The following is a 25,088-nucleotide window of genomic DNA, read 5'->3' as shown; positions in this document are numbered from 1 at the left end:
GGTGGCCGCGGTCGTCGGTGCCGCTATCTCAGCCGGGCTTCGCAGATGTCTGCCGCCGCGGCGACGGCCTTGTCCGGGGATGTCATCCGGCGCGCGAATGCGGCGGCCGCCGAACGGGTCTCGTCGGCGAGCACCGTTTTCAGGCCGGCGAGTGCATCCTCGTCGGTGAACGTCGACAGCCGGAGGGCCTCCCCCACCCCGAGCGCCCGGACCCGCTCGCCCCAGAAGGGCTGATCGGCGGTGACCGCACAGACAAGGCTCGGGAGTCCGGCCCGTAGGCCGGCCGCAGTGGTCCCGGCGCCGCCGTGATGGACCGTCGCGACACACCGCGGCAGCACCGACGCGTGGTCCACGCCTGCGGTGTGGAAGACATCCGGGTCGTCGGGGTCGATTCCGGTCGCGTCTCCCATCGCGATGAGGCAGCGCACCCCGTGGGCACGCGCGGCGGACCGCCAGCGTGTGATCAGCGTCGGCGTGTCGAGGATGGGCATGCTGCCGAAGGTGAGGAACAGCGGCGGCTCGCCTGCGTCCAACCAGCCGGCGAGTTCGGTGGTGTCCGCGCCGATCTCGGCGATGCCCGGTCGGCTCGCGGCCGGGAGGTCGAAGAAGCCGACGAGGGGTTTGCGGTCGTCCCACTCCGCGGCGAGACCCGGCACCATCTCCGCGTCGTAGGCCTGGATCTGCGGGATCCCGTCGGCGACCAGGCGCCGCGGCAGCGGCCCGCGACTCGGGGCGAGTCCGATCCGGCGCCGGAAGCGATTCTCGTTCCACCCGGTCGCGACCCAGGTCAGCCGGTCGGCGACGCGCCAGGATCGGCGCTTGGCTGCCGGTGACCATCGCTCGGTGAGTCCGGGCACGGCGCCGATGAGTCCGTTCTCCGACATCGGACCGTACCGCAGCACGGTCAGCGGGACGCCCAGACGCTCGGCCAGGGCGACGATGCGGTCTTGGCACAGCGGTGCGGCGACGAGGAGGCCGGTGTCGTGCAGCGGCGCCGACTCCGGGACGAAGAGACGCTCGAGGTCGGCGTCGAGCGCGTCGAAGCCGCCTCGGACGGTGCGGAGGGCGAATGCGATCCGCGCCAACGGGTTACGACTGCCGCGCGCCGACCGCGCGCCGTCCGACGACCACGCCGCATCGGAGTCGAGGCCGATCTCGTGGACCTCCCGCACCCCGACGGCCCGCGCGAGGCCCGAGAGGTTCGGCGGGGCGAGGACGCTGACGCGATGGCCGCGCGCCTGCAGTTCGAGAGCCAGACAGACACCCGGCTGGATGTCGCCCCGACTGCCGTACAGGACGATCGAGATGTGGTGCGCCGTCACCAGAACCGGTGTCCGATCCGCCAGGCGGTCAGTTCGTCGGCGATCAGTGTGCGCAACCGCCCGGGGTCGCCGAAGTCGTCGGGGTCGATGCCGAAGAACGTGAGCGTGATCGTGTCGCCGTAGGTGACCGCCCAGGCAGCGATCGCCGGACCGCGTACCCGCCGCTCCTCCGCGGGCATCCCCTGCATGACCGCGCGGATGGCGAACCGGGACGCGGTGCGGTCGCCGATGCGCAACGCCGACTCCGGCGTCGAGCCGAGGTTCGACACGGTCGTGTCGGGTCCGGGGATGCCGCGCATCAGCCGCCCGATGAGTCGTTTCGGGAGCATCCGGACGATCGGCTGGAGGTTGTCGGCGGTCTGATCGCCACCGGACTCGGCGTAGTCGACGAAGGCACGCTTGCTCGACGACCGGATGGTGGTGAGGTCGGCGCCCGGTTCGACGGGATCGGCGATCCGAATCCACACCCCGCCCGATGCGTTGGCGCGGTGGTCGTCGTCGCCGTCTCTCGTGCTGACCGCGATGCACACCTTCATCGGACCGTCGAGCGGACGACCCGAACGGTGCACGATCCCGGCGAGGAGCGCGGTGAACAGCGAGTTCTGGGTGCCGCCGTGCTCGGCGGCACGAGCGGCCCACTCGCTTGCCGAGACGTCGACCGTCGCCAGCGTCGTGTCCGGGTCGGACACGGACCCGGCCGCCCTCGGGGGCGTCGCACGCGACGAACGCACAGCTGTTCGGGAGTCGCCGGTGCCGGCGGCCCGCGCCGTGAGCGCCTCGCGGACCAGGATCCGCACGGATCGCGCGGCCGCCCGTACCGACGCGGCCGCGTCGGCCGCATCGGCGCGTACGGCCCCCCACGAGCGTCCGCTGCCGGGCGCGGGGAGGCTCGCGGTCCGGCCCGCTGCCGCGTCGGCCACCAGTCGATACAGTCCGTGGCCGTCGGTGATCATGTGGGAGGCGAGCAATGACACCGCACGGCCACCGCCGGCGATCCGCGCCGAGTCGAGCTGCCAGCCGGACCCACGCACGGGATCGAGACGACTCGCGCGGAGCACCGCATCGGCCCATTCGCCGACGCCGTCGGCATCGATGACCTGTACCCGCCCGGCGTGCACCGTTCGCGGCGACCGAACCCAACGGTGGCGGGCGAACGGGACCCGACGGCGGGACACGGCACGGTGCAGCGGTCCGGCCGCGAGTCCGGTCCGCAGCGAGTCGATCGCCTCATCCCCCGGGTCGTCGTCGAAGACCCACGTGATCTGGATGGGGGCACCCATCCCGAACAGCTCCGCGACGAGCAGGTAGGACTCATCGGGGCCGGTCACACGGAGCACCTGGGCGGGTGGGCTGTCGGTCGCCGTCACGGTCACGTGTTCTCCTCAGCATCAACGGGTTCGATGGGTCACCAGATCTCGTGGGGCAGCCCCCACGCCGTCAGTTCTCGGTCGAGCAGGTCCGCGACGACGGCGTCGGAGGAGAAACTCGTCTCGTCGCAGCCGAGCACGGTGAACGTGACCTGGTCCCGCGTGCGGACGAGCCACGATTGGACCCCGTCGCCGAACCGCTGTCCCGCCGAGGCGTCGACGCCCTGCGCCATTCCGCGGAAGGCGATCTTGCGCGCCGGCCTACCCCCCAGCACCGTCGCCGCGGGTCGCACGTCACCGAGGTTGGAGATCACCGCGTCGGGGATCCCGTTGCCGGCGCTGACGATCTTGACGATCACGGCCGGCGGCAGGAACCACGCCAGCGGTCGCAGATGGATGTGCGGGGCCCGTCGGCCCTCGGACAGGCGGACGAAAGCCGCCTTGCACGCGGACCGGATGCCGCCGAGGTCGCCGCCGGCGACCGGCTCGTCGGTGAGATACACCGATACGCCCGCGATCGGATTGGATCTGGTGTCCGCCTCGCTCTCGCGACGGTCGACCGGAACTCCGACCTTGATCGGATTCGGCAGCGGCGCATGGCCACTCGAGCGGAGCAGGCCGCTGACCACGGCGATGAACAAAGTGTTGGCGGTGCCGTCGTGTTCGGCGGCGACCCGGTCGAAGTCCGCTGCCGGCACGGTCGCGGTGGCCCACGTGAACTCGGCGGCGGGCGAACGTTCGGCGATCGGGGTGCGAGCCGGGCGCGGGTCGGGTTCGGGCCCGCCGGCCTTGCGCTGTTCGAGTGCCGCCCGGGCGAGTCCGGTGACGACCGCCACGGCCTGCGACCCGGCGTCCACGACATCGCCGATCCGCCGGCGACGCCACGAGACCGGCGGGTGGGGCGCCTCGCGGGCCGCCGCGGTTGCGGGACCGGCCCCGGGGTCGAGCGGTACCGCCGAGGCCATGGCGGCCTCGGTTGCGGCCGCGAGCATGCCCCGACCGTCGGTGACCACGTGCAGGGCGCACAGCGAGACCACGGTGCCGCCGGCGGCGGTCGGGACCGACCGCAACCGCCAGCACCGCCCGCCCTCGGCATCGAGAGGAACACCGGACATCTCCGCGGTCGCCCACTCGTCGATCTCCGCCTCCGACACCGGTCGGCTGTCGGCTGCCAGTCCGGGTGCGTCGGGCGCCTCGACCCAGCGCGGACGCGCCCCGACGACATCCGGCACGACGAGCATGCGGTTCAACCGCCCGCGCGCCAGTGCCGCGTTCATCGCGGTGAGTGCCTCGATCGAGACCTCGTCGTCGAACACCCACACGAGCTGGAGCACGACCGACCAGCCGAGTGCCGGCGTGACGAACCAGAACGGGGCGTCTTCGGAGGTGAGCCGGTCGCCCCGGATCGCCGACCCCTCGGCGCGTACGCGTGCCGCGAGACCACGCAGGCCCCGCTCTCCCCCGGCCGCCCGCTCGTCCTCGGGTCGTCCCGCCGCGTGCGACTGCATCGTCGTCATACGTCCACCTTCGTTCCGCTGTGCATCTGCGGTCCCCGCGAACACGGTTCCCTCGTGCACGAGCTTGTCACCGAACTCTCGACCGCGTGCGCGGCATCCGCCAGCGCCACGTCCTCGCTCACCAAGACCGTCGGCAGTCGCGCGGCCCGATCGGCGACCGCGGGGTCGAGCATCGCCGCGACCGCCTTGCACAGCCGATCCACGTCCAGGTCGCGTCCCGCACGGGCCATCGGCATCGACACGCCGACACCCAGCCGTTCGAGTTCGGCTCCCCAGAACGGCTGATCCGCGCCATACCAGCAGATCACCGATGGCCGGCCGGCGCGCAGCACGGCCGCGGTGGTCCCGGCGCCGCCGTGGTGGACCACGACCGCGCACCGGCCGACGACCGTGCGGTGGTCGACCTGGGTCTCGACCCGCACCGCGTCGGACTCGACGCCGCTGCGCACCTCCTCGCTCAGTTCGGTCCAGCCGGCACACACCAGCACACGACGGCCGAGCCGGCGGCCGAGTTCCGTGACGACGCGCAGGGTGCTCTCCCCGCCCCGCAACGGCATGCTGCCGAAACCCACGTAGATGGGGGCGTCGCCGGCGTCGAGCCAGGACGCGAGTGCGTCGGAGCCGGCAACCGGGTGCTCCTCGGGCCACCCGAGGAACCCCACCGTCGGTCGGGGACGAGCGGCCGTGTCGTCGCTCCACAGCCGATCGTGCGGTCCGGACCGAGCGTGAGGCGCACCGAACAACGGGTCGTAGGCCTGCAACTCCAGACCCGCCGCCGCCCGCAGCCGAGCGGCGTAGGGCCCTGACGCCCCGGTCGACCCCAGTCCGGCGCGCAGGCGACGCTCTCGTCGCCTGGTGAGCAGGCCGAACGCGGCGTCGTAGGCGACCCATTGCGCCCGGACGGCGCGGGGGCCACCCGGAAACCGGCCGGGCACCGGGCCGACCCGGCGGTTGCGGCGTACGGGAGCGTGATGGATCGACACCAGGGGGACTCCGGCGGATTCGGCGAAGGCGAGTGCGGGCTGTTCGGTGATCAAGCCGCTCACGATGACGTCGGCGCCGTCGACGACCACGGCCATGTCGGCGACGAGGTCATCCCATCCGGCGTTCCGCAGCGAGAGCAGGACCCGCAGACGTCGGAGCGGGTGACGTCCCGCCTGCGCTCGGACCTGTGCCACCGTCTCGAGGTGGGCACGGGTGTCCTGGCCGAGCGGCACGACCGCCAGCCGCACGACACCGTCCGCCCAGGCCCGGGCAGACGGGACCATGTTGGGCGGGACCCCGAGACGCACGTCGTGGCCGCGCCGCGCGAGCTCCCTCGCCAGTACCGTTGCCGGCTGGACGTCCCCGCGTGTTCCGTTGATGACGAACGAGACCCTCATGACACCGCTCCGGTGATCCACGTCTCGGGCCGCGCGCCGCGGTGGCGGGCCGTGTTTAGAATCGGTCGCCCATCCGACCACACCGACACGTGAGGGGTTCGACGTTGAGGTTCGTGATCGCGGTCAACGGCAGCCGCGGCGACGTCCAGCCGGCCGTCGCCCTCGCCGCCGAACTCCTGGGACGGGGGCATGAGGTGACCCTCGCGACGCCACCCGATCTGGTCGAATTCGGCAGCGGCGCCGGAATTCCCACCGAGGTCTACGGTGCGAGCACGCGGGACCTGCTTGGCTCCGATCTGGTACGCGAGGACATGCGATCGAAGAACCCGCGCACCCGGTTGCGCGCGGTGTCGGCGATGTCGGTGCGCGACGGCCGCGCGATGCAGCAACGCCTGCTCGAGCTCGTCGACGGGGCGGACGCGCTCATCGCGAGCAGCGCCGGTCAGGAACGCGCCCACAACGTCTCGGCCGTTCTCGGGATCCCCCACATCCCGCTGCACTACTGCCCCATTCGGCGCAACAGCTCGGTGTCGCTGCTCGCTCACCTCGGTGTCGATGCGCCGGCGGCGGTCAATGACCTGAGCTGGCGCGTCGCCGAGCGAGCCCTCTGGCTCGCGACCCGCTCGGCCGAGAACACCCTGCGATCCGACCTGGGATTGTCGCCACTGGCCCGCCCCTACGCCGAACTCATCTCCCGCACCGGGGTTCCCGAGATCCAGGCCTACGACCCGGCCCTCTTCGGGGGTCTCACCACGCAGTGGGGCCGGCGTCGACCGCTGGTCGGATTCTTCACTCTCGCCGCACCGCAACGAGCCGGGGTGGGTGATGCCGGACTCGATGACGAGCCGGGACCGGGAAGCCTCGCCGACTGGCTCGACGCCGGCGACGCCCCGGTGTACGTCGGTTTCGGCAGCATGTTGCCGGCCGACCCCGACGCTCTGGCCGACGCGTTCCGTACCGCGGCGCGGCGGCTCGGGATCAGGTTGCTGGTGTCGGGCGGCTGGAGCGGTTTCATGTCGAGCGAATCCGACTCGGGCGCATCGACATCCGCGGACGCCGTACGTGTGGTCGGGCACGTCGATCACGACACCGTACTGCCGCGGTGCCGCGCCGCGGTCCACCACGGCGGCGCCGGGTCGGTGGCGGCGGGCCTGCGCGCCGGTCTGCCCACCCTGGTCACCTGGGTCGGCGCCGATCAGCCGATCTGGGGACGGGCCCTGAGCACCGCGCGGGTGGGCGCCACGTTGCCGATGGCGCGGGTGACCGCGGAGTCGCTGACCGCGGCTTTCGACCGAATCCTGGACGCGGACACCCATCGGCGGTCCGCCGATCTCCGCCGCCGGCTCATCCCCCCCGCCGAGGCCGTGCGGTCGGCGTCCGACATCGTCGAAGAGACGGTCGCGACGCAGGCGACGCGTCGGCGCGCCGGCTGATCCCGGGCCGGCCGGACTCCGACGGTCACGGCAGGACACGATCGGAACCACCGCCCCGCAGCAGGTTTCGCGGATCGATCCGACCCGTCCGGGAGTCGTAGGACCGCAGCACGACGAGTCGCATCGCGTGCGTGACCGAGATCGCGGGCACATAGATCGCAGCCGCGCCGGCCGCCAGCCCGAAGCGCCGATGCAGCAGGAAGGTTCGCGGGAGGAAACTCATGTACCGGACGAACGGCACCATGCCGGTCTCCATCCGGCGCGGGGAGACCCCGACGGTCAGCGAGCGGAGAAAGGCGTTGCGCCCGCCCGCGTCACCCACGCAGAGGCCCATGTCCACGTCTTCGAAAATGTTCCGGCGCATGCTGACCCGGTCCCGGATCGCCGCCCAGGTCGTGCGCCGCAGCACCATGTTCGAGCCGTAGAGCACGGGTACCTCGGTCACGGGCTTCGCGCGCCGCAACCCGTTCAGCGGGTGCAGGCGGGTCTTCCACCGGTCGAGCCTCCCGGCCAGGGGCACGTCATAGGCCTCCCCTCGCCCGCACAGGGCCGCCCAGTCCTCCCCCACGTCGGCCGCGAAGAACTCCACGATCGTGCGCGCCCAGTCCGGGGGCACCCGGGTGTCGGCGTCGATGCGGGCGACGAGATCACCCGTCGCGGCGTCGAGCCCGGCGTTGCGCGCGTACACCAGCCCCTGCCGGGCCTCGTCGATCACGCGGATCCGCGGGTGGGCCGAACGCCAGGCGTCGATCACCGCGCGGCTGCCGTCGGTCGAATTGTTGTCCACCACCACGATTTCGGTGATCCGGTCGGACTGTGCCGACAACCGGGCGAGGCACTCGCCGATCGTGTCCTCCTCGTTGTAGACCGGTACCACCACCGAGAAGGTGATCGGCGTGCTCATGGTGTCTGCTCCTCGCGCTGATCGGTCGGTCATCGGCACGGACACTCAGGTCCGCCGCATGTAGGTCCGCAGGGTCACCGGCACCACCACGGCGAGGATCGCCGCCGCACCCAGGAGCGTGTAGGCGATGTCGGTCCCCACGTTCTCGCCGGCGGCCAGTCCACGTGCCGCCGTCACGAGATGGGAGACCGGGTTCGCCGACGCGCAGGCCTGCATCCACCCGGGCATGGTGTCGATCGGGACAAGCGCATTGGAGACGAAGGTGATCGGCATCAGCACGAGCATCGAGACGCCCTGGACGGTCGACGCCTTGTCGAGCAGCACACCGAGAAGCGCGAAGATCCAGCTCAACGAGAACGCCACCACCACGATCAGGACGCACGCGACCGCGACCCCCACGGGACTCGCCGGCCGGTACCCCATGATCACCCCGACGCACACCGTGATGGCCGACGCCACGACGTAGCGCAGGGTGTTGGCCACCAGCGCACCGGCCAGTGGCGCGATGCGCGCGATCGGCAGCGACTTGAACCGGTCGAAGACCCCGCGGTCGAGGTCCTCGCGCAACTGGACGCCGGTCACCACCGACGCCGCGACACACACCTGGACCAGTACCCCGGGGATCAGCAGCGGGAGATATCCCACGACGTTCCCGGCGATCGCACCGCCGAAGATCGAGGAGAACATGACCGTGAACACGATGGGCAGCACGATGACGTCGAACAGCTGCTGCGGATTGTGTTTGATCTTCAGCAGGCCCCGGTGCGTCATCGTGAGGGACTGCATCACCGCGGCGGTCGGCCGGATCCGGACCCGGGCCTCGGTCGCGGCCTGGGGTGCGCGTGTACTCGGTTGCAGCGCTCCGGTGCTCATGCCCGCACTCCTGTCGAATCGATCTCCGCCGTGGCCGATGCGGTTCGGGTGGGGTCGCCTCCGTCGGTCAGCGCGAAGAACACCTCGTCGAGGGTGGGGCGCACCACGTTGACCGACGTGAGCGCGAGCCCGCGGGCGCGGAGAGCACCGAGGATGTCGGCGAGCGGGTCGATGTCGGCCATCGGCAGCACGAGGACCCCGTCGCGGCGCGCGATCGTCGGCTCGCCACTCGAGGTGAACGGCGCACACACCTCGGCGGCGGCCGCCAATTCGTCGGCGTCGGCGAGCTCGAGTCGCACACTCATGTCGCCGACGCCGGCCTTCAGTTCGTCAGCCGTCCCGTCGGCGACCACGCAGCCCCGGTCCATGACCGCGATGTGATCGGCGAGTTCATCGGCCTCGTCGAGATACTGCGTGGTGAGCAGGACGGTCGACCCACTGGTCACCATGTCGCGCACCGTCTGCCACATCTGTGCCCGCGTGCGGGGGTCGAGCCCCGTGGTCGGCTCGTCGAGGAACAGCAGACGCGGACGCGTGATCAGCGACGCCGCGAGGTCGAGTCGTCGACGCATGCCGCCGGAGAAGTGACCCACGCGCCGGGTCGCGACCGCGCCGAGACCGAACTCGTCGAGCAGTTCGTCGGCACGGATGCGTGCCCGGCGGCGCGACGAGCCGATCAGCCGGCCGAAGATCATCAGGTTCTCGCGAGCGGTGAGATCCTCGTCGACGGAGGCATATTGGCCGGTGACCCCGATGAGCGACCGGACCGCGGTGGCCTCCGCGACGACGTCGTGCCCGAAGATGCGGGCGTCACCGGAGTCCGGGCGCAGCAGCGTCGCCAGCATGCGCACGGTGGTGGTCTTACCCGCGCCATTGGTCCCCAGGAGGGCGAAGACGCCGCCGGCCGGAACGACGAGATCGACCGCGTCGACGGCCCGTCTGCCGCCGAATTCCTTGGTCAGACCGCGGGCCTCGATGGCCGGGACGGTCGTGGACATGGCACCCCCGATGCGTGTGGTCGACTTCGGCCCCACGGTAGGTGAGCGTCCCGGCAGCCGCAACGTGACCGATTGCGATATTCGACGCTGCCCGGCAACGGATTTCGTCGACATGCCGTCTGACTACGCAATCCGGTGGGCGGCGGCCCGTCCGCGGCGTCGGCTTGTCATCAGTTCTTTACATGAACGCAACCGGACTCGGATGTCCACCACATCGAGCCCCGGGCGGATCGCGAAACATTCAGCCACACAGCCGACTTCCATGCTCCGTCGGACTGACGGCCCGCGCCGGTGCACCCCACTCGGTGATGAACGTCACGCGCCCCTGCCCCTGCACGTGCCCGTCGTAAGCACTTAGGCTCGCTACAGACACAGGCGGCCTCGACGCCGTGTTCGTGGCCGGGGAACTCCCCCGGTGCGTCGTACCGGGCCGCGCGCGTGCATCGTGGTACGGGCGATTCCTGTTGTCTCAGATCAGAACTCATGGGCCGGGGGGCCATGCCGGGGAAGGCATGGCATGGTGTCGCGGCCCGGGAACGGATGACCGACGCATGGACCACCGCGCATGAAGTTCACCGAGCTGTCCGACTACCCCGTACCGGCCGGGACGGTCACGATCTGGACGCCGACCACACGTATGGATCCCTCGGGCTGGCAACCGGATCCGCGACCGTTCACCTACGACCAGTCGGCGTCGATTCGGCGATCGACCATCGACGATTCCGACGAACACTCATGGCTCGGAGCGATTTTCGAGATCGACGACAAGCTGGATGCCGAGCACTTCGACACCTGCCTGCGCCGGTGGCTCACGCGCCACGAAGCGCTCCTCTCGACATCCGACCCGACGACCGCCGATCCCGATCACGGGCGTCGCACCTACCGCGGCGCCCAGCTCGGCGTCGATGCCGAGGTGGCGGGCGACTTCGACTCGGGCGACGATGTCCGCGACCTCCTCATCGGTGTCTTCGACGCCGGACTCGCGCCGACGCGCTGGCCACACTGCCTCGCGGCGACCATCGAGTCGTCGCACGGCGTCACCGTCGCCTTCGCCGCCGACCACGTGGTCATGGATGCGTATTCGATCCTGTTGAGCATGAGCGAGATCCGTCGCCTGTACACCTCGGCCCGGACGAGCACCGCCACCGAGATGGCAGACGTCGGAAGTCATCTCGACTTCAGCGTGCACGATCGCGCGGTGGGCCTCGGCATGACCGGCGAGCACCCCGCGGTCGTGCGATGGCGCGCATTCCTGGACGGTTCCGCGGATGCCCCGGGGGTCGGTCTCCCTCTGGTCCGCCCGCGCCTGGAGACCCGGGACCGGGCGCGCACACCGCGGCAGCGCGGCATCTCCGAGTACGTGGCCGACGACAGTCTGGCGACCTTCGTGAGCTCGGCGGCCCGAGCGGGCGGACACGGAACCCAGACAGCGGTGTTCGCGGCCCTCGCTGTCGCCCTCCGCACCCTCACCGGCCGCGACACGCTACGACTGACCATGCCGATGCACACCCGATCGGAGGCACGGTACGCGGGATCGGTGGGCTGGTATGTCGGGCTCGCCCCCCTCGAGGTCGACCTCGCCGGCGCGGACACCTTCGATGACGCCCTGGCCGCGACCGCGTCCGCGATCGACGCGGTTCGGCACCTGCCGTCGTTCCCCTATCAGCGCGTCGTCGAATTGCTGGGCACCGGAGGCGAACCGGAGTTCGTCGTGTCGTATCTGGACATCCGTCACGTCCCCGGAGCGGGTGAGTGGGATGCGGCCGGGGCACAGATCCTGCGCGGCGGGTCGCGATCGGACCGCGAGGTCTACCTCTGGATCGCGCGGGTGCCCGGAGGGATCACCGTCTCCACGCGACACCCCGGTCACGATCCGGCCGACGCGAGCATCCGCGACCTCATCACCACCTACGCGTCCATCTTGGGGGCACTCGCCACCGAGGGCACCGCCCTGCCCCTGTCCTCCTACACCTGCGCGACCTTCGCCGGCACCGCCGCGATGGACGACGCCCGCCCCGCATGATCGAGGAGAGAACCCGATGAGAATCACGGCAATGGGCAACTGGCGTCCACAACCGGGGATGGCCGTGCGCTTCGACCCGACCGAGGCCTGTCGCGAGGCCGCCTCGAGCACCCCCGACCACCCGGCGCCCGTCACCTTCCTGGCCCAGAACCACGTCCGCGGTGCAGCTGTCGCCCGGGCCGCGGGGCGCACCCATCGCGGATACCTGGGATCGGGCACCGAGATCGACGGCGACCTCGACACCGCGGCACTCGGCGCTGCCCTGACTCTCTTCGTGCGCCGTCACGAGGTGCTGCGCACCTGGTTCGAATGCCGAGACGGGGACGTCACCGCCCACCTCGTCGATTCCGCCGACGTCGACTTCGAGGGGCGCGTCGACCGCCGGCTGGAGACCGCCGACGACGTGCACCCGTACCTCATCGATCGTTTCGACCACGAAACCCCCAGCGACGCCTTCCCCGGATTCGCCTTCGGAGCCATCAGCCGGCCCGGCGGGTTCGCCCTCTTCCTGGCGTGCGATCACGCCCTCTCCGACGGCGCGTCACAGGCTCTGGCCCTCGACGAGATCGCGCAGATCTACCTGGAACTGATCGGAGCCGGCGACCCCGATCACGCGACGGACGCCGAGCCGGCTCCGGCCGTCGGGGGCTACTTCACCTACGCCGCGGCCGAGGCCGAGTCGACCGCCCAGCATCTGGCGGGCTCTCCCCAGACCAGGGCCTGGCAGGAAATCTTCCGCAGGCACGACCTGCAGATGCCGCGGTTCCCCCTCGACCTCGGCCTGGCCGCGGGCGACACCGCACAGGTGACCGGTGTCGAGGTCTCACTGCTCGACGGCGCCGGGATCGCCGCCTTCGACGCCGCGTGCCGCGGGGCAGGAGGTCGCTTCATCGACGGCATCTACGCGGCCATCGCGATCACCGACCGAGAGCTGGCCGGCGCCGACGAGTACTACGGGATGACGGTGTTCAACACCCGGGCCGCGCTCGACGGGTACGCGACGTCACAGGGATGGTTCTGCACCTTCGCACCGGTGGAGTTCTCCCTGACCACAGCATCGACCTTCGCCGAGCTGATCCCGGCGGCACACACGGCCCGTCGGCGCGCGCGCGACCTCGCGACGGTGCCGGTGGCGGCCGCGCTCGCCGCCATCGCTGCCGCGGGCGCCACCCCGGACGCGATCATCACCGCACCGAACCTGCTGTCCTACATCGATTTCCGATGGTTCCCCGGTACGTCACGGGAGGCCTTCCGGCGTGGCGCGCTGTTCACCGGGGAGGGCCGGACGGCCAACGCGTCGGCGTGGATCAACCGCGACCACGACGAGCTCTACCTGGGCAGCCAGATCCCGGGCACCCCGTTCGCGGAGTCCGTGGCTCGCCACTACTACGACCATCTGCGCGCCGTGGTCGCGGACATCGCGCGCACCGGCGACCGGCAGATCCGTGGGCCGGCCGCGACACCTGGGCCCGCCGACCCCGTCGCGGCCGCGGCCCTACGCAGAGGAGCGTGAGGACGAGTGCACGTCACCACCATCGATCGATACTGCCCGTCCGCGGGCGAGTTGCTGTCCTGGTCCGTGGACACCTCGAACGTCCGGTCCGAGATCTCCGATGTCCCACCGTCGTTCAACCAGACCGTGCACCTGGCCTCGGCCGGTGAGTCGAGCACCTGGCTGGCCGCCGCGTTCACCGTCCGCGGCCGGGTGGACCGCGCTGCGCTCGGGTCGGCCTACCACGCTCTCGTCGCCCGGCACGGCACCCTCCGGTCGTCGTTCTCGGCGGGTCCCGAGGGGATCCGGCGGCATTCCTACGAGCCGGACGACCTCGTGCTCCGCGTAGACACCGTGATCGACACATCCTCCGACACCGTTCTGCGCGACCGGCTCCGCGACACACTCGATCGTGCATGTCACCCCTTCGGCCACCCCGCCTACCTCTTCGCCGCGATCGACCGCGCCGACGCGTCGACGATCATCTGCGGCTTCGACCACTGCCACGTGGACGCCTACTCGATCTCCATAGTGATCGACGACCTGCATCGGCTGTACGAAGGATACCGTTGCCACGGAACGTCTTTCGATTCGTCGGAGACCGTCATGAGCGGGAACTTCGTCGACTTCTGCGCCGCCGAGTCGCATGCACCCCCGGTCGCACAGTCCGATCCCCGAATGCGCGGCTGGCTCCGCTTCTTCGACGACCGGGACGGCGTCCTGCCCACCTTTCCCCTGGACCTCGGGGTCGAACCCGGCGCCGTCGCGGCACAGGCCACGGAGGTGCGCACGCTGCTCGGGCCGGCCGCGACGGAGAGGTTCGACGAGCTGTGCCGACGCAACGGTGCCAGCGTGTTCGGCGGGACCCTGGCCGCGATGGCCGACGCGGTCCGCCGCTGCGGCGGCGGACCCGAACTACCGCTGCTGTTCCCGATGCACACACGTCGGGAAGAGAAGTGGCGCAACGCGGTCGGCTGGTTCACCACCAATGCGCCACTGCGCGTCGTGAGCACCGGTGACCTGATCGACACGATCCGGCGCACCGGACCCGAGCTGCGCCGGGCCGTGACCCTCGGCGAGGTACCCGTTCCGCAGGTCATCGAGGCGATGGGCGGACTACGCCGCACCCGGGCGGACATCTTCATGGTGTCCTACGTCGACTACCGGCTGCTCCCCGGCGCGGACCGCCATCAGGCGATCGACGCCCACCACATCTCGAACGCGACCACCGCCGACGATGTGCAATTCTGGATCTCGCGTACCGGCGACGGACTGGCGCTGCGCGCACGGCACCCCGACACGCTGACCGCCCACCGCACCATCCGCGCGTTCACCGACGAACTGATCCGCACCATGCGCAACGGCGTCGACCACGAAGACGACGATGGCGTCGAAGCCACCGGCGGGCGCGACACCGCGCGGGTCGTCGGACTCTGACCCGGGCGGGTGTCGGGACCTCCCGCGGGTTTGGGACGCCTCCGGGTGGATACTCCCCTGTGGTCCACCCGCCGTGGTGAAGACCGTGCCGCGACGAACCAGGTATCTCACGGAGGTCGATCCTCATGACATCTGCGAACGCGCGACCCGCCCGGTCACTGATCCGGACAGCGGCACTGGCCGTCGGTGTGGTGTTCCTTCTCGTCGGCATCCTGGGATTCATCCCCGGCATCACCACCGACTACGACACCCTCACCTTCGCCGGTCATCATTCCGAGGCGGCACTGCTGGGCATCTTCCAGGTGTCGGTCCTGCACAACATCGTCCACCTGTTGTTCGGCGTCGCGGGCATCGCCATGTCCCGCACAGCGTCCTCGTCGTTCCTGTACCTCGTGGCCGGCGGTGCCGTGTACCTGGTCCTCTGGGTGTACGGACTGCTGATCGACCACCACAGTGCCGCCAATTTCGTCCCGGTCAACACGGCCGACAACTGGCTGCACTTCGTGCTCGGCGTCGGGATGATCGGTCTCGGCCTGCTCCTGCGACGCCGCTCGGAGCCGGTCGGCACCCGCCACGCGGGCCCGGCGGGAGGTGAGCGGATCTGATCCGCGGCGCGGCGTCTACCCGATGGTCGCCGCCGCGAGGGCGGGAAGCGCTGCCGTGATGAGGGCGAGCAGTTCGTCCCGGGTCAGCGTCCCGCCGGTGCTCGTCCCCGCGTCGGGGGTCTCGGCGGTGAGCCAGCGGATCGTCGTCTCCTCGACGAAGGCGATCCAGCCGTGCACGCTCATCACGACGACCGGGGTCACCTCGACCCCGAACACCGGCGCGTGGTCGAGAACCCGGGCGACCATCACCTCTCGGGTCCGGTCGAAGACCTCCCGCATCGCCGCGTCGGAGCTGGAGGCACCACGGATCAGCGCGGTGTAGGCGGTGCGGTTCTCGCTCACATAGTCGACGAACGCAGCCATCGAGGCCGTGAGAATCGCTATCGGATCGCCCAGGGATGCATCCGGCTCGGTGCGGGCGAGCATCCGGTCGGCCTGGGCCTGCGCGATCGCGACGTGGAACTCCTGCTTGGAGGCGAAGTAGTGGAACAGCAGCGCCCGGGACACCCCGGCGGCGTCGGCGATCGCGTCGATGGTGATCTCCTCGAGCGGCCGGTCCCCGACCATGGCGAGGCCGTACTCGATCAGCTGGTCGCGTCGCGCCTCTGGACTCATCCGCGTCCGCTTGTGCGGGGTGCGCCGGTCACCGCCCTCGGCGTCGATCGACTTGTCGTTGATCACCGACACTGTGCACTCCCTCGTCCTCTGGCCACCGGGCCAGCCTACTCCTATTGATTCTTGTTCAATAGCTATTGACACGTGTTCAGTACCACCCTATGGTGACACCATGACAACGAACGATGTAGAGATCGCCATCATCGGTGCCGGCTTCTCGGGTCTGGGCGCCGCGGTCCGCCTCAAGCAGAACGGCTTCGACGACTTCGTCCTCCTCGATCGCGGCCGCGACTTCGGCGGGACCTGGCGTGACAACACCTACCCCGGCGCGGCCTGCGACGTGCCCTCGCAGCTCTACTCCTTCTCGTTCGCGAAGAACCCCACGTGGTCGCGGTCGTACTCGCATCAGCCCGAGATCCACGACTACATCAACGGGGTCGCCGACAAGTTCGGCATCGCCGCGAAGGCCCGCTTCGGCACCGAGGTGACCCGGACCGAGTGGAACGAGGACGAGGGCCGGTGGGTCATCGACACGCTGCAGGACGGGAAGACCGACCAGGTGCGTGCGCGGGTCCTCGTGGGCGGCGTCGGCCCCCTCTGTGAGCCCAATCTCCCCGACATCGAGGGCATCGAGTCCTTCGAGGGCAAGATCGTGCACTCCGCCCGCTGGGACAACGACCACGACTTCGGCGGCCAGCGTGTCGCGGTGATCGGGACCGGCGCCTCGGCCATCCAGCTGGTCCCCGAGGTCGCCAAGGTCGCCGGCCGGCTGGACGTCTACCAGCGCACCGCACCGTGGATCGTCCCGCGCACCGAACGGGCCTACAGCTCGGTCGAACACTGGGCCTACAAGAACGTCCCGGGATACCAGTCCGCGGTCCGCGGCGGGATCTACGCCGCCAACGAGGTCGTCGCGTTCGGCCTCACCTACTCACCCAAGGCCCTCAAGCCGGTCGAACTGCTCTGCCGCGCCAACATCCTGCGCGGGATCGGGCGCGACGCCGAACTGCGCCGCAAGGCCACCCCGACGTTCCAGGTGGGATGCAAGCGAATCCTGCGCTCCAACGACTGGTATCCGGCGCTCGCACGGCCCAACGTCGACCTCGTCACCGACGGGATCGAGCGGATCACCCCGAGCGGGATCGTCTCCCGGGACGGCACCGTCCGCGAGGTGGACGTGATCGTCGTCGCCACCGGATTCCACGTCACCGACTCCCCCGTGTTCGAGAAGATCATCGGCAAGGACGGCCGTAGCCTCGCGCAGGTGTGGAACGAGATCGGCATGCAGGGATACAAGGGTTCGTTCGTCCACGGCTTCCCGAACATGATGCTGATGGTCGGCCCGTCGACCGGGCTGGGCCACACCTCGATGGTGTACATGATCGAGTCGCAGCTCAACTACCTGGTCGACTACCTGAAAACCTCTCGCGCGCTGGGGATCACCCGGACCGAGGTGAAGCTCTCCGCCCAGCAGGAGTTCAACGCCGGAATCCAGCACAAACTGCGCAACAGCGTGTGGGTGAACGGCGGGTGCGCCTCCTGGTACAAGGACGCCAACGGCAACATCACGACACTGTGGCCCGGGTTCACCTTCGCCTACCGGCAGACGACCCGTTCCTTCGACGTCGCCGCCTACGATGTGACCCGCGGTGCCCGGCGACCCGTTGCGCCCGCGGCACCGGCCGGTTCCGCCACGGGCGAGGACGTCGCGTCGCCCGCCACCGCCAACGCCTGACCGACCGAACCCATCACAGGAGACAAGAAATGAAGGACTTTCGCGGCAAGGTCGTCGTGATCACCGGAGCCGGTTCGGGAATGGGCCGTGACATCGCGGTCAAACTGGCGCACCGCGGTGCGCGACTGGCCATCTCCGACGTCACCCCCGACGGCCTGGCCGTCACCGAGAAGCTGGTGAGAGAGGCGGGCGCAGAGGTCCACTCGCAGCTGCTCAATGTCGCCGAGCGCGAAGCCGTGCTCACCTACGCCGACACCGTCGCCGAGCACTTCGGCGTGGTCAACGTCGTCTTCAACAACGCGGGTATCGCCCACCACGGCGAGATCGAGCGCACCGAGTTCAAGGACATCGAACGGGTGATGGACGTCGACTACTGGGGAGTCGTCAACGGCACCAAGGCTTTTCTGCCGCACGTGATCGCCTCCGGCGACGGGCACATCGTGAACACGTCGTCGCTGTTCGGATTGCTCGCCGAGCCGGGACAGGCCGCCTACAACTCAGCGAAGTTCGCGGTGCGCGGGTTCACCGAGGCGCTGCGCCAGGAGATGATCGTCGCCAAGCATCCGGTGCAGGTGTCCTGTGTGCACCCCGGTGGCATCAAGACCGCGATCGCCCGCAACGCGACGGTGTCCGGCGACCATGACCAGAAGGCCACGGCCGCACTGTTCGATCGGTATCTCGCCCGCATGACGAGCGAGGACGCGGCGGACGTGATCATCGACGGTGTGCGCAAGAACAAGGCACGCATCCTGGTCGGCACCGATGCCAAGATCCTCGATATCGCGGTTCGCCTGGTCGCGTCGAAGTACCAGTGGGTGTCGGCGAAGCTGACCGGTTGGGCGATGTCCAAGGCCGGCTGACACCAGTCGAACGCGGCGACGCCGTGGCACCAACACGCGGTCGGGGCGTGTTGGCGCCACGGCGTTTCGCCTCGACCTACAGTCCGTGTTCGCCCAACCAGGCGAGGGCCACCTCGCGGGGGTCCGCCCCGCCGTGGACGTCGGCGGACATGGTGGCGAGATCGGCGGTGGTGATCTCGCCCGCCACCTTGTTCATCGTCTTGACCTGGTCGCGGTTCAGCGCCGCGGACCGGAACACCGGCACGAGTACCTCCGCACGCGGACCGGTCTGATCGGCCTGCTCGTCGCCCGCTGGTCGGGCGTCTGTGGCCTGGGTGGCGGGGCTGTCCGCGGTGTCGCCGCCGCCGTGCGAGTTCCGCAGCGCCTGCACCTCGGAGGACGCGCCGTCGGCGTCCTCCCCGGCGATCTCGAGCGGCGTCAGCAGGCCGACCGCCGTGCCGCCGGCGGCACGGCGGAGTACGTCCTCGGAGGACGCGGCGAGCTCGACCGGACCGAACGCGCACCCCGCATCGGCGAAGGCCCGCATGGTGGCCTCGTCTGGTTCCCCGAGGGCCGCGACCTGCAGACCCGACGGCAGCCGCGCACAGTCGTCGAGACCGGTGGCGCCGACGTCCCCGGCCAGGGTCGTCGACACGAAGATCTGTGGGGCAGCCGACACCGGCGTCTCATCGCCGACCGAAACTCCTTGCGGCAGTGAACGGTTGAGGTCACGGTAGACGTCTTCGGCACCGATCGCGGACGACGACGGCGAGAGCAACGTCAACAATTCCCCGGTGAAGCCCGGGAAGAGATCGAGTTCGGCGCGGTCCATCTCGTCCAGCAGGGTCGGCATGTCGCCACGGAGCTGGTCGGCGGACACGACCGAACCGGCGTTGCGCAGCGCCCCCGCATACACCTCGGCCATCACCCGCATCGCCGGTTCGTCCGACGAGCCGATCACCAGCCCGCGTGGCGGGGTCGACGGGTCGTCGGCGCAGCCGGCGAGCACCACCGCGAGGACGACGATGAGGCCGGCCACCGTGACGAGACGTTTGCGGACAAGACGTTCAGGCACCCCGCCACCGTATCCCCGCGCCGCCGGACGGCGTGCGGCCGACCCGAGTCGGGTCCCCGGGGACCGCGGTCAGGATCCCTCGGCGACGAATCCCATGACCGAGTCGGCGATCAGCTGGACGGCGATCGCGGCGAGGAGCAGACCCGCGATCTTGGCCAGGAGCGTGATGCCGCCGATGCCCAGGACACGGATCAGCGCCGTCGAGTACCGGAGGACGAGCATCACCACCAGGTGCACGCTGACGATGGCGGCCGCGATCGCCACGTAACCACCCGACCCCGCGTCGACGCTGCTGACACCGACGATGACCGCGGCGATGGCACCCGGTCCGGCGAGCAGCGGGGTGCCGAGCGGGACGAGCGCGACGTTGACGTCGTCGGCCGCCGTGGGTGTGCCGGCATTGCCGAGTCCGGTGAGCAGTTGGAGCGCCACGAGCAGCAACAGCAGCCCGCCGGCGCCCTGCAGTGCCGGGATCCCGATGTGGAGGTAGGTCAGGATGGCTTTGCCGCCGACGGCGAACACGCTGATCACCAGGAGACTGACGAGCGGCGCCTGCCAGGCTGCACGCCTGCGGTACTCCGGTGAGCGCTGACCGACCAGGCTGAGGAACAGCGGGATCTGACCAGGCGGGTCCATGATGACGAGCAGCGTGATCAACGTCGTCGTGTACACCGTGACGTCGAAGGACACGTCCCAGAGTGTACGAGGACCCCGAGTAGCATCGGCACACGTGCCCTCGCTCCCCCGGCCCGGTCCGCGCGGGTTGTCACCGCGCCGCAACCGCCGACCGCTCCCGCAAATCCGTGTCCCGGTCGCGCGGGCGATCGTGGACTGCGCCGTCTACATCGACGGCCGACGGCAGCCGGGCCGCGTCAGCTACACCGAGGGTCTCGCCCGGGTGCGGGCGGCGGGCAAGGGTTTCGTGTGGGTCGGGCTCCATGCCCCCGACGACGCGCAGATGGCCGACGTGGGTGCCACCTTCGGGCTGCACGAGCTCGTGGTCGAGGACGCGGTCCACGCGCACCAACGACCGAAACTCGAGGTGTACGACGACACCCAGTTCCTGGTGCTGCGGACAGTCCAATACGTCGAGCACGAGACGATGGCCAAGGCGAGTGAGGTCGTCGAGACCGGCGAGATCATGGTCTTCGCCGGACCGGACTTCGTCCTCACCGTGCGGCACGGCGAGCACACCGAACTGTCGGAGCTGCGGCGGCACCTGGAAACCCATCCCGACCGCCTCGCCCTCGGCCCGACGGCGGTCTTGCACGCCGTCGCCGACAAGGTCGTCGACAGCTACCTGGCGGTCACCGACCGGATGGACGCCGACGTCGCCGCCATCGAGGAGGTCGTCTTCGGCCGGCAGGGCCACTCGCTCGACATCGACCCGGTCTACCTCCTACGCCGGGAGGTACTCGAACTCCGTCGCGCGGTGACGCCGCTCGCGACGCCGCTGCAGAGCCTGACGGCGAGCGGTAACCCGCTGGTGCCCAAGGAGATCCGGCGTCAGTTCCGGGATGTCGCCGACCACCTCACCACCGTCATCGATCGCGTCCTCGAGTACGACGAACTACTCACCTCGCTCCTGCAGGCCGCGGCCGCCAAGGTCGGCATCCAGCAGTCCACCGACATGCGCAAGATCTCGGCCTGGGTCGCGATCGCCGCGGTGCCGACCATGGTGGCCGGCATCTACGGCATGAACTTCGATCACATGCCCGAGCTCCACCAGGAGTGGGGTTATCCCGTGGTCCTCGCCTGCCTGGTCGCGCTCTGCGCTGCGCTCTTCGTGGTCTTCCGTCGTAGTCACTGGTTGTGACCGTCGCGTCACGCGTCGTCCACCCGGAGGATTGCCGAGGCACCGCGGCGGGTACTCCCGGGCGATGACCCGCACCGATCACGCCCGCGACACGGTCCGATCCCTGCTCGACCGCGCCGGCCGCACCTATGCGGAGGACGCCGGGATCACGCTCAAGAACACGCCGTCGCCGCTGTTCGAGCTGTTGGTGCTCGCCCTGCTCCTGAGCACCCGGATCTCCGCGGACATCGCGGTGGCGGCCGCTCGCGAACTGTTCGCGGCCGGCTACCGCACACCGGAGAAGATGGCCCGGGCGTCGTGGCAGAGCCTGGTCGACGCGCTGGGCCGGGGCCACTATGTTCGCTACGACGAGAGCACCGCCACCCGTCTCGGCGAGGCGGCGCAGAAAGTCCTCGACGAGTATCACGGCGATCTGCGTCATCTGGCCGACGAGGCCGGGTCCGACCCGTCCCGCGCGGCGGAACTGCTCCAGGGGTTCACCGGCATCGGTCCGGTCGGGGCCGAAATCTTCCTGCGCGAGGTCCAGTCCGTGTGGACCTGGGCAACACCGTATTTCGACAAACGCGCGCTGGCCGCCGCCCGCGACCTCGGTCTGCCGGCGGATCCCGCGCGGCTCGCCGACCTCGCCGACGGGCGTCCGGAGGTCCTGGCGGCCGCGCTCGTCCGGGTCGCACTGGACAAGTCGCTACGCGCGGAGATCAGCTGATCTCCGCACCGGGCCTATGCTGGGACCACGATCACGGTCGTCCGGTCGGCGCTCGAGGTTTGTACCGTGCCCGATTCGGTTATCCGGAAGAGTCCGCGCTCGGCCGTGCCGGACGTCCGGAGACGACAGGAGGACTCACAGGTGTCAGCTGACCCGATGGTCGACGTTTCGACGGAGCACGACACGACCTTCCGGCGCCCGCTGTTGCCGAGTGCGCGCGGCCCCCTGTCGGCCATCGTCGTCGAGCTCCTCCGGGGTGATCCCGCCTCGGCGACGGTCCCCGAGTTGCCGGTCGAGGATGCCGACCCGTACGGCGACGACCTCCAGCTCGCGCTCTACCTCTGCTACGAGATGCATTACGTGGGGTTCGCCGACGCCGACACCGAATGGGAGTGGAATCCCGCCCTGCTCACGATCCGGGCCGGACTCGAACGGTCGTTCCTCGCGGCCCTGCATCGCGACGTCCCGGCCGCGGCCGCCGGGGACTCCGCGGACCACGAGATGGACGAGCTCTGCATCGAGAACCCCGACGGCGACGGTGCCTCGTACCGACTCCGCGACGCCGGGACGTGGGAGCAGTATCGGCAGATCTTCGCACTGCGCTCGCTGTATCACCTGAAAGAGGCCGACCCGCACGCGTGGGCGATCCCGCGTCTGCGGGGCCACGCCAAGGCCGCCTACGTCGCCGTCGAGTTCGATGAGTTCGGCGGTGGTCGCGGCGACGCCGTCCACCAGGAACTCTTCGCCGACCTGCTCCGCGCCTCCGACCTCCGGGCCGACTATCTCGGTTACCTCGACACCGTGCCCGGCGTCGCCCTCACACCGGTCAATTTGATGTCGCTGTTCGGACTCCATCGCCGGTACCGGGGTGCCGCGGTGGGCCATCTCGCGGCCACCGAGATCACCTCGCCGCCGGGGTCCCAGCGCCTGCTCGGGGGTCTGGAGCAGCTCGATGCGCCGGAGGCCTGCCGGCGTTTCTATCGCGAACACGTCGAGGCCGACGCGGTCCACGAGCAGATCCTGCGCACCGACGTCGTCGGTGATCTCATCCGGAGCGAGCCGGACACCGAGGCCGACGTGATCTTCGGGATCCGCGCCTTCCTGTTCGTGGAGGACGCCCTCGATCGGCATGTCCTGTCCGCATGGGAGAGCGGCGAGAGCGCCTTCCCGGGCATCTGACACCCCGGCCGGCACGCTCAGCCGCCGGCGGGTGCGACGTCAGCTCGACCGGCGGCGTTTCTTGCGGTGGCTGGTGTCGCACAGCGGATAGGTCTTGCTGCGGCCACACGCGCACACCGCGACCATGAACCGATCCGATTCGACCTTGGCGCCGTCGGGGAGCTCGATTTCGACGGGTCCGGAGACGAGCACCGGACCCCCGCGGACCACCCGTACCGCGTTGCGCTTGCCGTCTGCGCTCACACCGAACCTCCGGCCGGGCCGGACTCCCCCGGCGCCACCGCGACGATCGCGACGAGTCGCTCGATGCGGCGGTTGCGTTCGAGCATTCCGCACTGCTCCATCCAGCCCGCGCGAGCCGAGAGGACCGGACCGAACGGGATGACCCGCTCGGCCACCACCTCGGCGGTCAGTCCCCCGGCGCGCAGCGCATGCAGCGAGGCGTCCTCGTCCGCGAACTCCGAGTGCACGAGTACGAACATGCCGCCGGGCACCAGCAGATCCGGAACGTGCGCGCACAGCGGGTCGAGGACGGCGCGGCCGTCGAGGCCGGCGTCCCAGGCGTGCGACGGACCGGCCGGATGCAGGGCCGCTTCGGATTCGGGCGGGGTCGGCACGTACGGAGGATTGCAGGTGACGACGTCGTACCGGCCCCGGTGACGGCGGAGGTCGCCGTGGGCCACCTCGATGCGCACCCCGGCCTCGGCCGCCGCACGACGCGCGTAGGCGACCGCATCGGCTGATGCGTCCACCGCTGTCACCTCGGCCGCGCCCGCCCGCGCCGCCGCGATCGCGATGGCGCCGCTGCCGGTGCACAGATCCAGGACACGGGCTCCCGCGACGCCGCGGGACCGGAGGGTGTCGATCAGCAACTGGGTGTCCTGCTGCGGCAGATAGACATCGAGATCGGAGCGTGGGGCCGTCGCCGTGGGCAGCGACGATGATGTGAGTGTCACGCGGGGCACCGCCCGTCCGTCGTGCCGATGGTCCCTGCTCCCCGTGACTCCATGCACCCTCACCTTCTCAGACCGATCGTGCTCTCGATGCTCAGACGTTCCCTCTGTCATACGTTCCGAAACCTCGGAACGGATGTGTTCGCCGCTGCCACGCGAGGAGGCCAGGAATCCGCGAGACGACTCAGGCCGGGGTCGCCGATGCCCGGTCGGGCCTGGTCACGTCGATCTCCGCCTCGCGCCACGCCTCCCGCAACGCGTCGGCCCCTTTGAGCCGCACCCAGGCGGCTTCGTTGGCGGTGATCGGTATGGCGCGGAGCATGGTGACCGGGTCCATCGGCTCGGGCAGTTCGACGATGCCGAGTTCGTCGGCCTCGAGCAGCACGGCGGTGAACGGGGAACCGTCCCACAGGGGTTCGCCGAGATCGACCAGTGCGTCGGCGGCGATGATCAGTCCCTCGACGGCGGGGGCGGCCGCCAGCGTCGCCATCCGCTTGTGCAGACCCGGCAGCGGTGTCCCCGACGACATGCGCACGACCAGCTCGGCGCGGGGGCCACGGACCGGATCCGCGTGCAGGTCGGTGGGATCCGACATGGGATGCCGCGCACACCCCGACGTCACGTAGACCACCGTGGGGCGATCGCCGGCCGCGAACCGCAGGACGTCGATCGGCTCGACGCCCAGGAACGTCACCGACGCTCGCTGCGGCGTCGTCCCCAGCCGGTCTTCCAGGAATCGTCCGACGACCTCTGTCACGGCTTCGCTCACACCCGACAGGCTACCGACTCCGGCGCGAGGGTCCGGGGTGCTCCTCTA

At 70.2% G+C, this 25,088-nt stretch carries 23 protein-coding genes; 10 read left to right on the top strand and 13 right to left on the bottom strand.

Annotated features, from left to right (window positions below; translation table 11 throughout):
- Positions 1 to 23: 23 nt before the first annotated feature.
- From CA982_RS13665 to CA982_RS13650, 4 genes are read right to left on the bottom strand one after another with little or no spacing between them, the layout of a single operon-like run.
- Positions 24 to 1,322, bottom strand: a complete 1,299-nt coding sequence (locus tag CA982_RS13665; RefSeq protein WP_086535857.1) for a nucleotide disphospho-sugar-binding domain-containing protein — start codon at positions 1,320 to 1,322, stop codon at positions 24 to 26.
- A complete protein-coding gene (locus CA982_RS13660) occupies positions 1,319 to 2,695 on the bottom strand; it encodes a hypothetical protein (RefSeq protein WP_086535856.1) in 1,377 nt (458 codons plus the stop codon). Before CA982_RS13660 ends, CA982_RS13665 begins: the two co-directional genes overlap by 4 nt.
- A 32-nt stretch (positions 2,696 to 2,727) precedes the next feature.
- Positions 2,728 to 4,206 (bottom strand): hypothetical protein, encoded by a 1,479-nt coding sequence (locus CA982_RS13655; protein WP_086535855.1) that lies wholly within the window; start codon positions 4,204 to 4,206, stop codon positions 2,728 to 2,730.
- Positions 4,203 to 5,588: a glycosyltransferase gene (locus CA982_RS13650; protein WP_086535854.1), complete on the bottom strand. Its 1,386-nt coding sequence runs from the start codon at positions 5,586 to 5,588 to the stop codon at positions 4,203 to 4,205. The genes CA982_RS13655 and CA982_RS13650 overlap by 4 nt, the downstream gene beginning before the upstream one ends.
- Positions 5,589 to 5,701: 113 nt before the next feature.
- Between CA982_RS13650 and CA982_RS13645 the strand changes: the two genes are divergently transcribed.
- Positions 5,702 to 7,021, top strand: coding sequence for a glycosyltransferase (locus CA982_RS13645; RefSeq protein WP_244176260.1), 1,320 nt, complete (start codon positions 5,702 to 5,704; stop codon positions 7,019 to 7,021).
- A gap of 25 nt (positions 7,022 to 7,046) precedes the next feature.
- Here the strand turns inward: CA982_RS13645 and CA982_RS13640 are convergent, their stop codons facing one another.
- The 3 genes from CA982_RS13640 to CA982_RS13630 are packed head-to-tail and all read right to left on the bottom strand — an operon-like array spanning position 7,047 to position 9,796.
- Positions 7,047 to 7,925: a glycosyltransferase family 2 protein gene (locus tag CA982_RS13640; RefSeq protein ID WP_086535852.1), complete on the bottom strand. Its 879-nt coding sequence runs from the start codon at positions 7,923 to 7,925 to the stop codon at positions 7,047 to 7,049.
- A 45-nt stretch (positions 7,926 to 7,970) separates the two neighbouring features.
- A complete protein-coding gene (locus CA982_RS13635; protein WP_086535851.1) occupies positions 7,971 to 8,798 on the bottom strand; it encodes an ABC transporter permease in 828 nt (275 codons plus the stop codon).
- Positions 8,795 to 9,796: an ATP-binding cassette domain-containing protein gene (locus CA982_RS13630; RefSeq protein WP_086535850.1), complete on the bottom strand. Its 1,002-nt coding sequence runs from the start codon at positions 9,794 to 9,796 to the stop codon at positions 8,795 to 8,797. Before CA982_RS13630 ends, CA982_RS13635 begins: the two co-directional genes overlap by 4 nt.
- A 565-nt stretch (positions 9,797 to 10,361) precedes the next feature.
- Here CA982_RS13630 and CA982_RS13625 point away from each other — a divergent pair.
- The 4 genes from CA982_RS13625 (at position 10,362) to CA982_RS13610 (ending at position 15,353) form a co-directional block, all read left to right on the top strand.
- Positions 10,362 to 11,819 (top strand): condensation domain-containing protein, encoded by a 1,458-nt coding sequence (locus CA982_RS13625; protein ID WP_086535849.1) that lies wholly within the window; start codon positions 10,362 to 10,364, stop codon positions 11,817 to 11,819.
- Positions 11,820 to 11,835: 16 nt separating this feature from the next.
- Positions 11,836 to 13,332: a condensation domain-containing protein gene (locus CA982_RS13620; RefSeq protein WP_086535848.1), complete on the top strand. Its 1,497-nt coding sequence runs from the start codon at positions 11,836 to 11,838 to the stop codon at positions 13,330 to 13,332.
- Between the two features lie 6 nt (positions 13,333 to 13,338).
- Complete coding sequence (locus CA982_RS13615) at positions 13,339 to 14,748, top strand: condensation domain-containing protein (RefSeq protein WP_086535847.1); 1,410 nt, start codon at positions 13,339 to 13,341, stop codon at positions 14,746 to 14,748.
- Positions 14,749 to 14,873: 125 nt separating this feature from the next.
- Positions 14,874 to 15,353, top strand: coding sequence for a DUF4383 domain-containing protein (locus CA982_RS13610; RefSeq protein WP_086535846.1), 480 nt, complete (start codon positions 14,874 to 14,876; stop codon positions 15,351 to 15,353).
- Between the two features lie 15 nt (positions 15,354 to 15,368).
- On the opposite strand, the gene CA982_RS13605 is transcribed toward CA982_RS13610, so the two are convergent.
- Positions 15,369 to 15,968 carry a TetR/AcrR family transcriptional regulator gene (locus CA982_RS13605; protein ID WP_244176258.1) on the bottom strand — a complete coding sequence of 200 codons (600 nt, stop codon included), beginning with the start codon at positions 15,966 to 15,968 and terminating at the stop codon, positions 15,369 to 15,371.
- A gap of 172 nt (positions 15,969 to 16,140) precedes the next feature.
- On the opposite strand from CA982_RS13605, the gene CA982_RS13600 reads away from it, so the two are divergent.
- Complete coding sequence (locus tag CA982_RS13600) at positions 16,141 to 17,703, top strand: flavin-containing monooxygenase (RefSeq protein WP_086535845.1); 1,563 nt, start codon at positions 16,141 to 16,143, stop codon at positions 17,701 to 17,703.
- A 29-nt stretch (positions 17,704 to 17,732) separates the two neighbouring features.
- The gene (locus tag CA982_RS13595; protein WP_086535844.1) at positions 17,733 to 18,563 is read left to right on the top strand and encodes an SDR family NAD(P)-dependent oxidoreductase; all 831 of its coding nucleotides are present in this window, start codon (positions 17,733 to 17,735) and stop codon (positions 18,561 to 18,563) included.
- 76 nt (positions 18,564 to 18,639) lie between these two features.
- On the opposite strand, the gene CA982_RS13590 is transcribed toward CA982_RS13595, so the two are convergent.
- Positions 18,640 to 19,617, bottom strand: a complete 978-nt coding sequence (locus CA982_RS13590) for a type 2 periplasmic-binding domain-containing protein (protein ID WP_086535843.1) — start codon at positions 19,615 to 19,617, stop codon at positions 18,640 to 18,642.
- Positions 19,618 to 19,686: 69 nt separating this feature from the next.
- Positions 19,687 to 20,307: a MarC family protein gene (locus tag CA982_RS13585; protein ID WP_086535842.1), complete on the bottom strand. Its 621-nt coding sequence runs from the start codon at positions 20,305 to 20,307 to the stop codon at positions 19,687 to 19,689.
- Positions 20,308 to 20,347: 40 nt separating this feature from the next.
- Between CA982_RS13585 and CA982_RS13580 the strand changes: the two genes are divergently transcribed.
- The 3 genes from CA982_RS13580 to CA982_RS13570 all read left to right on the top strand — a co-directional run bounded on the left by CA982_RS13580 (position 20,348) and on the right by CA982_RS13570 (position 23,318).
- Complete coding sequence (locus tag CA982_RS13580) at positions 20,348 to 21,433, top strand: magnesium and cobalt transport protein CorA (protein WP_086535841.1); 1,086 nt, start codon at positions 20,348 to 20,350, stop codon at positions 21,431 to 21,433.
- 64 nt (positions 21,434 to 21,497) lie between these two features.
- Positions 21,498 to 22,139: an HhH-GDP family DNA glycosylase gene (locus CA982_RS13575; RefSeq protein WP_086535840.1), complete on the top strand. Its 642-nt coding sequence runs from the start codon at positions 21,498 to 21,500 to the stop codon at positions 22,137 to 22,139.
- Positions 22,140 to 22,295: 156 nt separating this feature from the next.
- Positions 22,296 to 23,318: an iron-containing redox enzyme family protein gene (locus tag CA982_RS13570; protein ID WP_086535839.1), complete on the top strand. Its 1,023-nt coding sequence runs from the start codon at positions 22,296 to 22,298 to the stop codon at positions 23,316 to 23,318.
- Positions 23,319 to 23,357: 39 nt separating this feature from the next.
- Here the strand turns inward: CA982_RS13570 and CA982_RS13565 are convergent, their stop codons facing one another.
- From CA982_RS13565 to CA982_RS13555, 3 genes are all read right to left on the bottom strand, one after another.
- Positions 23,358 to 23,561 carry a CDGSH iron-sulfur domain-containing protein gene (locus CA982_RS13565; protein WP_086535838.1) on the bottom strand — a complete coding sequence of 68 codons (204 nt, stop codon included), beginning with the start codon at positions 23,559 to 23,561 and terminating at the stop codon, positions 23,358 to 23,360.
- Entirely contained in the window at positions 23,558 to 24,274 is a 717-nt protein-coding gene (locus tag CA982_RS13560) for a HemK2/MTQ2 family protein methyltransferase (RefSeq protein ID WP_086535837.1), read from the bottom strand. The genes CA982_RS13565 and CA982_RS13560 overlap by 4 nt, the downstream gene beginning before the upstream one ends.
- Positions 24,275 to 24,455: 181 nt before the next feature.
- Positions 24,456 to 25,040 carry a suppressor of fused domain protein gene (locus tag CA982_RS13555; RefSeq protein ID WP_167383358.1) on the bottom strand — a complete coding sequence of 195 codons (585 nt, stop codon included), beginning with the start codon at positions 25,038 to 25,040 and terminating at the stop codon, positions 24,456 to 24,458.
- Positions 25,041 to 25,088 lie beyond the last annotated feature (48 nt).

Origin of the sequence: Gordonia lacunae (genome assembly GCF_002149015.1) — a bacterium.
Taxonomy (GTDB): Bacteria; Actinomycetota; Actinomycetes; order Mycobacteriales; family Mycobacteriaceae; genus Gordonia; species Gordonia lacunae.
This window is presented reverse-complemented; position numbering and strand designations above follow the sequence as displayed.